This window comes from Sporosarcina sp. G11-34 (genome assembly GCF_026931025.1).
Genome location: NZ_JAHNZW010000004.1, coordinates 34,824 through 46,348, shown reverse-complemented (window position 1 = coordinate 46,348; position 11,525 = coordinate 34,824). Strand labels below are relative to the sequence as shown.

Below are 11,525 nucleotides of genomic sequence, written 5' to 3'. Positions count from 1 at the left end.
CGAACTATATTTACCGTGCAACGATAATGATTGTTTCCGTGTTAATTTCATGGGCTGACGCATCCATGATTTTTTCTAAAGTCAAACTAGTTTTTTGTAAAACTTCGCCATCTGTCACAATAAAAACAGGGGTGCCCCCGCCTGTTAGGTTCTTAGGGTTAGTCGTCACAATGGCAACAATCGCTGAATGTTGTTCATTCATTTTCACAACTCCTTATTTCCCTTTATCTGCTTCGCTTGGTAAACGGATGGCGCTGTCTAGGACGGGGACTTTTTCCAATACCGTTTTGATTTGTTCAAAGTCTTTTTCGCGCGGCAAAATGAATAAGGCGATTCTTCCGTCTTCCATATCTCGTTTCGCAAGCGGCACAAGAGCCGGTTCTCCTGAATCTAGAAATGCGCCAAGAACAGTAGTGACGTGGTGTAGCATCGCTTGTCTTTGACCAAGATGAGATATGGTGACAACGCTATTTTCATTTTTAGGAGTGACTATCACACCAACAGCCCGTTCCATAATCACATTCCGTGTATCCTCTAAGCCGACGTTTTTAATGAGAATATCACTGACGAAAAGATTAGGTCCCTCAAACCTTATGTCTCCTTCAGAAACGTCAGCAATCGCACGTAACAATTTGCCCGACATATTCTTTTTAACGATAATAAGCGTAGCAACTCCGGCCAATGCGCCCAGCCAAAGGGAATAAACAGAAACAAGCGTCGTTACTAAAGCCGAAAACATGACTAAATAATTCCGACTTTCAAATGCTTGTGCCATTCCTTCAATAAAAGGAGCCCCGCGCTTTACCAATTCCTTCGTATCTATATTTTCGAGTGTATCCCTTTCCATCTTTCGAACTTCACGAAATTGGGTAGCTGCCAAACCTAGAAACGTAACCGCAGTCCAATCGGATTCCAAAACGGCTGGAATCGCAACTGCCCCAATAAATGCGGCTATAAATCCAAAAGAAAGATGAATGATTCGCCCTTGTGGATAGGTAGGATATTGACGGAAATCTGTACGTAATAAAGTAAGACGTGAGATAAAACCAAAAATAATGCCGATGACAACCGCCGGTAAGTAACTATCCATGAATCGTCTCCCTTTCATAAAAAGGTGCTATCATGCATAGCATAACCAGCTTTTTGGACTAATATGAATTAAATAACAGACGGGTGTCTTAGTCATGTCAATTCAATCTTATATCGAGTAAAATCTTCCTAATGAGATTTATTTCAAATAAATGAAAAAGCATCCTCATTTACAGATTGGACTGTAGATGAAGATGCATTTATTTAGGTGAATACTTTCCGTAGGAAGTTGTTTTCCTTAAATCAGTCGCCCCACTGCTTGCATAGTTCAAATGGGAAATCGCTACACTGACAATCACCTTTTTTATAGATGCCTGTAAAAACGGCTTGATTTTCCCGGTATAGTCTTCCAATGTTTTGCATTCATAACTTCTAGGAAGAAGCACCGTAAATTTGCAAGTGATTTTCTCGGAAGTACTGCCGTTATTCTCTGAAGGGATTCTTTCTATAAATTCCAAAGTAATAGTCCTGTTTCTTCTATTTACAATTGACTTACGATCCGTGTTATTTGAAAGGAATGAAACAACCCCACTTGCATAAATCATACTATTTACTCCCTACATCATTGTTTTAACAACTAATTGCCTTCTATACCTCACTGCATTGATTCACTATGTATTATATCTTCCCTATAATAAAATTCAATATCAACTGAATAGAATCTACATACATTGTTCGCATATACTTGATTCCATTAGGCGAATGTGGCACAGTAGACATGGTAAGGATTATAAAACTTCATACAGTTATAATTATGTAGGGGTACCAGTGATGCTGGTTGAGATATACTTAAAAGGTATAGACCCTTTGAACCTGATCTGGTTAAGGCCAGCGAAGGGAACATACTCATTAGCTTTGTCTATGGTTATGCGTTCTTCGGTTGTTCGGAGCACGCATTTTTTGTTCCGAAAAACTGTACATGTGTAATTGCTATGAATCTATGAGGAGGAATAGGATTGAAGAAAGTGTCGTTGTTTGTCGCGCTGAGTCTGTTACTTGTACTTTCGGCATGCAACAGTAAGGAAGGCAATGGGAAAGAAAAGGGTTCAAAGTTGGAAAAAGTTCAGTTTGTACTCGATTGGACGCCAAACACAAACCATACCGGCCTATATGTAGCGAAAGAAAAAGGTTTTTTTGAGGACGAAGGTCTTAATGTGGAAATTATGTTACCAGGAGAAGCAGGTGCTGACCAACTCGTAGCCGCCGGTAAAGCCTCGTTTGGTATTGGTGCACAGGAATCGATTACGGATGCCCGCGCCCAAGATATACCTATCGTTTCGATTGCTGCAATTCTTCAACATAATACATCGGGTTTTGCCTCTTTAAAGAAAGACGGCATCGAATCACCGAAAGACTATGAAGGTAAGACATACGGTGGATGGGGCGCCCCTATCGAGCAAGCTGTAATCTCTTCACTTATGGAAAAAGAACATGCGGATGCCAAGAAAGTTGAATTCATCAATATAGGAAGCTCCGACTTTTTTACGGCAGTTGAGCGAGATATTGATTTTGGATGGATTTACTACGCATGGACTGGAATTGAAGCGGAACTTCGTGGCATCGACTTGAATATGCAGTACTTGAAAGACTACTCGGACAAACTTGACTTTTATACGCCCGTTCTTACGACGAATGAAAAGATGATTAGTAATAACCCAGATACGGTCCGTTCTTTTGTCAAAGCCGTTGCGAAGGGTTATGAATTCGCAAGTGAAAATCCAGAGGAAGCCGCAACGATTTTATTGAAAGCCGTTCCTGATCTTGATGAAGAACTCGTCAAAGCGAGTCAACAATGGATTTCACCAAAATATAAAGACGATGCACCTCGTTGGGGTGAACAAAAACTGTCGATTTGGCAAGGCTACGCAGAGTGGCTAACTGAAAACGATTTACTTGACGGTGAATTTATCGCGGAAGATGCATTCACAAATGAGTTTTTACCTAACTAAGGAGGAATTTACATGACAAACGCATTAGTAAGTATTCAAATCATACCTAAAACACCAAATGGAGAAGACGTGATACCTTACGTTGACGCAGCGATTGCTGTAATTGAGGAAGCGGGAGTTCCTTATCAAGTATCCCCACTTGAAACGACGATGGAAGGAAACTTGTCAGACCTACTCGGGATTGTCCAAAAAATGAATGAGAAGATGATTGAAAAAGGTTCACTTAGTATTATATCTCAAGTGAAAATCTTTTATAAACCAGACGGTGCCTCGATGGACAAGTTGACGGAGAAATACCGTTGAAAACTGTTTTGAAAAAAGGATGGCGACCACTAGGGGTCATCATCCTTTTACTTATTTCATGGGAAATTGCCGGTCGTCTTTTTGCGATTCCTGTTTGGTTGCTCCCGGTCCCCACTCACATAGGACAAGAAGCAATTCAAGGCTGGGCACTTTATTCAAATCATATATTCTCTACCATTACACTGACCCTTATAGGTTATGCGATTGGGAGCATCATCGGGCTAGCGGTCGCAATATTGCTATTCCGTCTACCCATCTTACAAGAAGCATTTTATCCACTACTCATTTTATCGCAAAATATACCCATCATCGTTTTGGCGCCATTGCTTGTCATTTGGTTCGGATTCGGTATATTACCAAAACTCATCATCATTGTGCTCGTCTGCTTTTTTCCAATTACAATTGCGGCGTTGGATGGTTTGCGGCAAACAGACAGGGATCTATTGCATTATATGAAAATGACAGGAGCAACAAACCGACAAATCTTCTGGAAATTGCAATGGCCTTTTGCTCTCCCTTCCATCTTTTCGGGTTTAAAAATTGCAGGTACGTATAGCGTGATGGGGGCTGTTATTTCGGAATGGCTTGGTGCGAGTAAAGGAATTGGTGTGTATATGACGTATGCTTCCTCTTCATTTAAAACAGATCGTGTATTTGTTGCCATTTTCCTTATTATGATTTTAAGCTTAACGTTTTTCGCAATCATTGCACTTATTGAAAGATGGTTTTTGAAATGGCAACGACAAGGAGGGAATGCGTCCGATGAGTAAATTAAAGTTACAACATATCTCAAAATCATATGGCACAAATCATGTACTTCAAGATGTTTCATTTCATGTCGATGACGGCGAATTCGTTTCAATTGTTGGGCCTTCCGGAAGCGGAAAAAGCACATTGTTTCAGCTGATTGGAGGCCTGTATGCCCCTGATCATGGAGATATTACATTGGATGGAAATAGCGTAAATAATTCTCGCGGCCATATTAGCTATATGCCACAAAATCCTTCGTTACTCCCTTGGCGAACCATTTTACAAAACGTTTTATTAAGTTCAGAAATTGTAGGTTCAAAAGATACTGGGAATGCCTTGGAACTCATTGAAAAGGCGGGACTTGGTGGATATGAAGATGCCTATCCACACCAATTGTCTGGCGGTATGAAGCAGCGTGTTGCATTCATTCGAAGTCTAAACAGTCCACAATCTATCATCTGCTTGGATGAACCCTTTTCCGCCCTCGACGAATTCACCCGGTTTGAAATGCAAGGGTGGTTACTTGCGATTTGGGAGGATTACCGGAAGTCGGTTTTGTTCATTACCCATAATATCGATGAAGCCCTTTATTTGTCCGACCGAATTCTTATCCTTTCAAATAAACCGGCATCCATAAAAAAAGAAATCATCAACCCCTTCCCGCGACCACGTAAGGAAGAGCTTTTGTTGAGTGACGAATTCATGAAATTGAAAAGAGAAATTCATTATGAATTAAGAGGATAATAGGTAATAATTATTTCATTTCATATGAAAAAAATTGCGTGAGTCGACTACAGTCGTTCACGCAATTTTTTTCGCTCCTTTTCATAAATCGTACTACCTATACTAGAATTATTGTTTCTTCGCAGTTGTTATGTATCAAATGTCACGCCTCTATTTGATAATGATTTGACAACAAGTTTCACTGCAATCGCGTCGTCCAAGTAGCCGATTGGAAATATATAATCTGGAATTACATCTACTGGAATGATGAAATATAGGAGTGCACTTCCAATTAAAGTGAGCTCATATGGAGTTGATTGTCGTTCACGATATTTCGAAAATAGTTCCTTAAGTTGTGTAATGAAAGGACCTATACCACTCACACTTTGAATTTTCTCCTCAAAGCCTTTTAGAATCGTATTGCCTCCCTCTTCTGTTTGTACATATAGTTCGTAATCTGTTAATTTTTCTTCCACCTGTTCAATAGAAAAATTATCTTTATATACATTTGAGGACTCCAGAAAGCCTTGTATCATATCAACTGACATATGAATATCTGATTGTTTCTTTATCTCCTCCCCCTCAAACGGGTATCCGGCAGCTTCAACTAACTTTTGCATTGGAACATCTAAACTGTCTGCAAACTTTTGTAAGTGATCTAGCGTTGCGTTTCGTTTTCCGTTACTAATGCGAGAAATTGTAGCTGTGTCGATTTCAGTAAGTTCACTTAGTTGTCGCATTGACAATGAACGTTCTTGTAATAAATCTCTTAACAACAAACCGAGGCTGTTGCTTGTTCTTTCTTCAGACATATTCTATTGTCCTTTCTAAAAATTATTAGGGAAAGCATTACTTGTCAATTAACAAATCAATATGTAAAAAATGTACTATATATATTGATTTAAAGATTTTAACCTGAAAAAGTCTAATGATAATCGCTTTACTGAGCCGTTTTTTTCGGTTCCGAGCGGACGCTTTCTGTGGGCGGTCCGTGAGCCTCCTCGCTTTGCTGCGGGGTCTGACCTGGACAAAGAGAGAGTGAAACTTTCTCTCTCCGTCTTTGCCCTGCTTTTCCCGCTGGAGTCGCCGCTCTCCACTACAATCAACTAGGTGTCACTTTCTTTAGTTCAACCTATATGAGTTAATTTCATAATAGAAGATTTAGTCTTGAAATACGAACAAAGTTGATTTCCGCTCCGGTCGGACGCTTTCCGTGGGCACGGCTTCAATCTCCTCGTCACTGAGTTCCTGCGGGGCTTTCAGCTCGTGCTGTTCCCACTGGAGTCGCCGCCCTCCGCTCCAATCAACGAAACGCCTTCTATATTAATGAACAATAAAACTTAAAACCCCATTATCATTCGTACTTTAAGTTAAAATAGGGAATTATGAAATCGGCTCATATAGGTAATAGATTAGGTATCTGATACAAGTTTACACGCCTGTTGACGGCATGTCAATTACCTAGACGGTTGAAATATTGACATTTTGTCATTTCAATCAACTCTTTAACTGTTGACTTATCGTCAAAACTAAAAATAGTTTAACTACAATGTCCATAATGACTATCTATTTTATAGTTGACAGAAAGTCAATTTCTTCACAAGAAGAAAATTAGTCCTGCGTAAGCCATAAGCACTTCTCCTGGTAAAGGCAATGCAAGGAGCTCAAGAAGAAGCGCAATACCAAGCACAATACCAAGCATGTGATATCCATGTTGATCCATTAAGCTTTGTAGGAAATGTGTCATGATGTCCTCCATGGTTTATTAGGTATTTAAAGTGAATAGATTTCAGTAGTTGAAAAGAAATTAGCCTTCCGCCGACGGGTTCTTCTTCAATGTATTATCAGATTTCACAATACATATCTTCTGGCACTTTCCATTCAGAACATTCAATTGGCTTTCACTCCCTACTATCCCTCTTATTGCAACTGTCCTAAGTTTCGCATCGCTTTTTTCTGCTAATACAACAAACGTTATGCTTGCTGTCCCCTACTCTTCCCTAACATCCTCCCAAGTAGGCATATTATACCACCGCCATCCCGGTAATTTTCAGGCATGGAAAAAGCACCTCCTAAGCGGTGCAAAAGTTTATCACTATATTTAACAATCGCTTTTCTTTAATGATGCCAATTCTTGATGAACTATAGTGTGCTATAAAGTCGATACGTTGGTCTGACTCCAACTTACGACGGTTTGTCACATACCGCCGTATCTAACATCGGTAGGCACTACTTACGGGAATATTTCTTTTGATATGTGTTTCACTAATCAATTTTGTTCGAGTTTGATCAATTAGATTCTAAAAAACTTGAGTACAGCGTGTATTTTTCATGTTGGAAGTTGTAAGCTTTGCGGATATATACATGGGGGCTGGACAAGATTTCATTTTCAATCTGAGGGCGCGCCCCGAACATAATATTTAATTACTTTTCTATATGCTTTAATAGTCCTGGCTAATTTTACCGTCTAATATCAATCTCCCCACCAACTCTTCTGTCTGACCCTACGTAATAATTTTGCAACGAATAAGTCTTGTCCCGTAACGCGTCAGGAGATTATCAACGTTTTTTTCAATTGTCGCCTATTCTAAATCCCCCATTTATTTTGCGCTGATTTTGTTATATGTTCATAGAACAAGAACAACGCCTGTATGTATCGGGGCCATAAGGGCGGGATTTCGCCCGAACGCCGCCCTCTTTTAATTCTCTCCCCTTACAAATGTAGAACTCGCAAGATAATCGTAAGACATATAACATTTTTCTAAAACATTCAAATTCAATAGTTCAACTTGCTATCGCTATTTTCAAACTTATTTGCAACTTCACAGCAAACATGAATGAATTTATCTGTTTCCTCGAAATGTACATTGTGGGCTGCATTTTCAAAATAGATCATTTCTTTATACGGACTTTCAATAAGTGCATAATACTCCTCTACCAATGAACTTGGGGTTATATAATCTAATCTTCCAGCTAAAAAGTACACAGGGATTTTCACTTTTTTAATTTGCTCTATAAAATTAACTGTAAGCATTTCTTTCTGCATTCTTTTACCCGAGTAATTTATCCCTTTCAACCATTTCACGACATCCATTGGACTATACTCTTTCGAAAAAACCATTTCCTTTAAATAATCCGTCCAAAGATTTATTGATTTTTTATAGTCAAAACCCCCATACTTATTGAGATAGATCCGAAATAGTAATGATTTGTAAAGTGAGTGATAAGGCGGTGGACCCATTTTATTTAGTTTTTCATGGGAAGGCTTATCATTGTTTAACTTGGATTGTTCCAATGCGTGATCATACGCTCTTTTATCGCCCGCAACAATATCAACGACTTGACCAAGGCCAATATAACATTGAAATAATTGTGGATATTTATAGACTGCCATAAGACCAATAATACTTCCCCAAGAATGACCTACAAGAAATATCTTCTTGTTGAAACGTGTTTTTAATAACTCCGCCAAAACTTTTACATCCTCAACGTATTGGTTGATTGTATATGTTTCTTTTGGTATTGTTTCGGAGTAACTTTTCCCAGAACCTCGTTGGTCCCAATCCACGACTATAAAACGACTTTCCAAGTTTTCGAAGTACTTTTTTATACAGTAAATATGAGAAACACCTGGGCCACCATGTAAGAAAAGAATGATAGGATTATTAAGGTTTTTACTTCGCACATAAATCCACTGCTTAACTCCATTTATTTTTACCGCTTCTAAAGAATTAATTTTTTTTGCTTCGTCTTTACCCGGTTTCACTTCCATAAACAGGCTCCTTCAACTTGGCTTGTTGTCTGATTCTCTGCCCTTCCCTATCATTAATGTAAGTTGTGCCATTGTAATTGGTAATGAGGACCTTTTTCGGTAGGCTAAATATTTTGGTTCCCAATTGTTCGCATACTTTTCTTTAAAGTTTCTTAACCCCTTGAAGTGGTAGAAAAATTGTCCGTGTAGAAAGAGTTGAGCCGCCAACTTTTCAGGTAAAAACGAATATTTGGAAAGACCGACATTCGAAAGGGGCGCCATGCCTATATTGAATCGTTCATACCCCGATTCGCTCGCCCATTCGAACAAGGATAGAAAAATATAATCCATCGTACCAGACGGAGAACCAGGCTTAAAACGCATTAAGTCGACGGAAATAACTTTGTGATTGTCATACATTGGCATTAAGCTTGCGAAGCCAATAATTCCCTCTTCTCCCTTCATAACGGCAATCTCTGAAGTATTTAAGTACTTTTCGTCAAAAAATCCAAGAGAAAATCCTTTTTCTTTTCTTCCATGCAACCATTCATCTGAAACAATTCTCAATTGCTGCATAAGATCCGCTTGAAATGGTGGTGTTAACAATTCTACTCTATATAGTTCTCTTTCGAATTTATTTTTTATAGCTCTAGCGTTTTTCATCTTCTTCCCTGAAAAAGAAAACCTTTCCAAGTTAACGAAAGCTTCCTCACCAAGTTTAAAAAATCCATAGCCGTACTCATGTAAATAGGGAATAAACTCCCTGCTTACTTCATAATAGACAGGTGTATAACCATATAGGTCCGCTGTTTCCAATAACTTCTCGATTGCAGACGAAAAGTCGTCTTTCTTTCCAACTGGATTACCGAGAACAACAATTTTATCTGCATATGTCTGATAGGAAAATAAAACGGTTTTTTCTTCATTCCAAAAAATATATTTGTCGTTCGTAAAAATGAGGTGAGAAAGTTCAGTTCCACCATATTTCCCGAGATGCTCTTTTATTTCATCTTCGTAATGGATAGGAGATATCTTTTCGATTTGCTTCGATTTACGCCCGAAATAACCAAATAGCAGAATTATCCCCGCAATGAGAAGCCCAATAATTGCACTGTAAAACAAGTCAAGATAATCGGTCAGGATGTAAGGGAGTATCTTATCGGAAACACGTAAGTTTGAAGCCGGTAAATTTACATACCCAATAATGACGTACATTGCAGTTATGGTAAAGATCACTGCCATATCAAACGATATTTTCCCCCATGTACGCACATAACTCTCTCTATAAAACCGTTTTTTAGATACTTTAAGGAGGATTGCAACGATACCGACAAAGATAGCCTCTTCAAAATCGAATCCTTTCAACAACGAAAAAACAGCGGCTAAAGCTAAGACGATAACGACAATATTGTATGTCCGTTTCACTTGATATTCAATGCCTCGACAAAGCCCCAATAAAAGAACTCCAGCAATGACGGTCAATTGATGGGACACGTTCATAATTGGTAAAGACAAAAAATCCTGTGCAATTTTCAATCGGCTCAAGACACCAGGCACAGATGCCGACAAAAGCAAAATAATTCCTGATATGAAAACGGCAAACGTTAATAAGGTATGACTGATTTGCTCAAAGACGGTGTTTGGTATATTGTTCCATGAACGATTCCACTTTTCCCAATAGTCTTTAACAAAGAGGAAGGCCGCCAGAAGAAAAGGGATAACAAAGTAACTTAACCGATAAAGGACGAGCAGCACAAGCACTTTTTCATCTGCAATCCCTAAACTTTGCGTACCCCAGAGGAAAATAAGATCAAAAGAACCAATTCCACCCGGGATCATACTTGCAATCCCGACGCAAGCAGCAATAAGAAAGACAGGGATTAAATCCGTTAATCCAATCGGAATATGAAGAAAATACGTTAACAACCATATAAGAAGAAAGACAGAAATCCATTCAATCGTCGACGTAGCGATAAGACTTGATGCGACTTTGATTTTAATCGATGAACTATTTTCTTTTTTAAGTCGAATTACGGAATATAAAATGAACATTGGTAAATAGATGCTTACTGCCCCTACAATTAGAAATAGCCATGTCTTATCGACAAGTAAAGGGAAATTTCGAAAGCCGATGAGTACGATCCATGAGAGTAGTGATATTCCCGTCAGATAAAAAAGTGTCACTGAAGTGATTGTTTTCAATACACCTTTTTTTTCTTCTTTATAGTTCGAATAGAAATAACTCCTTAACATGAGTCCAACGAGCCCGCCAAAACCGATTAAGTTCGAAAATGTATTGACGATAAACGAGTGTTTCACTAATTTCTTCGCTTTCATTTGGATCCCTAACAACTTTATAAGGATGACATCATAAAATAACATTGGCAGTATTGTGCATAAAGCAAAGACAAAAATAAGAATCACTTTCCATGGTTGTAGTTGACTCACTTCATGTCGTAACAAGCTTCCATCAATTCCATTCACCGCTTTACCAATTTCAATCGTTGCAATAACTAGGAGCAGTATTGGAAACAGGATTTTTAGTAGTTGAACGAGTTGCTCTTTTCGAATCTTCAGCATCGGATCCCCCCCGTTTGTTTTTGATTTACTTTATGCAAAACGTTCCCTAACTAACAATGGTTTTCGGAGGAAATATACTATTAACATACCCTATTGACAAAACTAAAAACACTTCAAAGTTGCAAGTATCCAACAAGACCTTGAATATGAATTGCTATTGACTATAATACATCTTGCCCTTTGATTCGCTAGGAGTTACCGGGAAGATTGTAATCGTTCCCCCCTCCATGATCAAGCCATTATCGCCAATTTCGAAATCAGCGCTTAATAGCACTGTAATCGTGGGCTTTTCCTTATCCCCTATAATTAAAGTAGAGAAAATTCCGTGCTGCTCTGAATCTTCATCGCGGTAATAGTACAGCTGGCCATCGTTCGCTTAA

11 protein-coding genes and 1 riboswitch are annotated in these 11,525 nt (G+C 38.8%); of the genes, 4 read left to right on the top strand and 7 right to left on the bottom strand.

The genetic code is table 11. The features are described 5' to 3' along the window. Positions 1-10: 10 nt before the first annotated feature. The 3 genes from KSU66_RS06475 to KSU66_RS06465 all read right to left on the bottom strand — a co-directional run bounded on the left by KSU66_RS06475 (position 11) and on the right by KSU66_RS06465 (position 1,634). A complete protein-coding gene (locus tag KSU66_RS06475) occupies positions 11-202 on the bottom strand; it encodes a capping complex subunit for YIEGIA (RefSeq protein WP_269050616.1) in 192 nt (63 codons plus the stop codon). Between the two features lie 12 nt (positions 203-214). Next, positions 215-1,090, bottom strand: coding sequence for a YIEGIA family protein (locus KSU66_RS06470; RefSeq protein WP_269050615.1), 876 nt, complete (start codon positions 1,088-1,090; stop codon positions 215-217). Positions 1,091-1,289: 199 nt separating this feature from the next. Beyond that, a complete protein-coding gene (locus tag KSU66_RS06465; RefSeq protein WP_269050614.1) occupies positions 1,290-1,634 on the bottom strand; it encodes a hypothetical protein in 345 nt (114 codons plus the stop codon). Between the two features lie 203 nt (positions 1,635-1,837). After that, positions 1,838-1,946: riboswitch (TPP riboswitch) on the top strand. 99 nt (positions 1,947-2,045) lie between these two features. On the opposite strand from KSU66_RS06465, the gene KSU66_RS06460 reads away from it, so the two are divergent. The 4 genes from KSU66_RS06460 to KSU66_RS06445 are packed head-to-tail and all read left to right on the top strand — an operon-like array spanning position 2,046 to position 4,835. Beyond that, positions 2,046-3,038, top strand: a complete 993-nt coding sequence (locus KSU66_RS06460; protein WP_269050613.1) for an ABC transporter substrate-binding protein — start codon at positions 2,046-2,048, stop codon at positions 3,036-3,038. Positions 3,039-3,050: 12 nt separating this feature from the next. Then, positions 3,051-3,341 (top strand): thiamine-binding protein, encoded by a 291-nt coding sequence (locus KSU66_RS06455; protein ID WP_269050612.1) that lies wholly within the window; start codon positions 3,051-3,053, stop codon positions 3,339-3,341. Further along, positions 3,338-4,111, top strand: a complete 774-nt coding sequence (locus KSU66_RS06450; protein ID WP_269050611.1) for an ABC transporter permease — start codon at positions 3,338-3,340, stop codon at positions 4,109-4,111. Before KSU66_RS06455 ends, KSU66_RS06450 begins: the two co-directional genes overlap by 4 nt. Beyond that, the gene (locus tag KSU66_RS06445) at positions 4,104-4,835 is read left to right on the top strand and encodes an ABC transporter ATP-binding protein (RefSeq protein WP_269050610.1); all 732 of its coding nucleotides are present in this window, start codon (positions 4,104-4,106) and stop codon (positions 4,833-4,835) included. The genes KSU66_RS06450 and KSU66_RS06445 overlap by 8 nt, the downstream gene beginning before the upstream one ends. Positions 4,836-4,963: 128 nt before the next feature. On the opposite strand, the gene KSU66_RS06440 is transcribed toward KSU66_RS06445, so the two are convergent. From KSU66_RS06440 to mprF, 4 genes are all read right to left on the bottom strand, one after another. Then, positions 4,964-5,626 carry a DUF1232 domain-containing protein gene (locus KSU66_RS06440; RefSeq protein WP_269050609.1) on the bottom strand — a complete coding sequence of 221 codons (663 nt, stop codon included), beginning with the start codon at positions 5,624-5,626 and terminating at the stop codon, positions 4,964-4,966. Between the two features lie 785 nt (positions 5,627-6,411). Continuing rightward, the gene (locus KSU66_RS06435) at positions 6,412-6,573 is read right to left on the bottom strand and encodes a hypothetical protein (RefSeq protein WP_269050608.1); all 162 of its coding nucleotides are present in this window, start codon (positions 6,571-6,573) and stop codon (positions 6,412-6,414) included. Between the two features lie 1,017 nt (positions 6,574-7,590). Continuing rightward, a complete protein-coding gene (locus KSU66_RS06430) occupies positions 7,591-8,586 on the bottom strand; it encodes an alpha/beta fold hydrolase (RefSeq protein WP_269050607.1) in 996 nt (331 codons plus the stop codon). Between the two features lie 12 nt (positions 8,587-8,598). Continuing rightward, positions 8,599-11,145: a bifunctional lysylphosphatidylglycerol flippase/synthetase MprF gene (gene mprF, locus KSU66_RS06425; protein WP_269050606.1), complete on the bottom strand. Its 2,547-nt coding sequence runs from the start codon at positions 11,143-11,145 to the stop codon at positions 8,599-8,601. Positions 11,146-11,525: the final 380 nt, after the last annotated feature.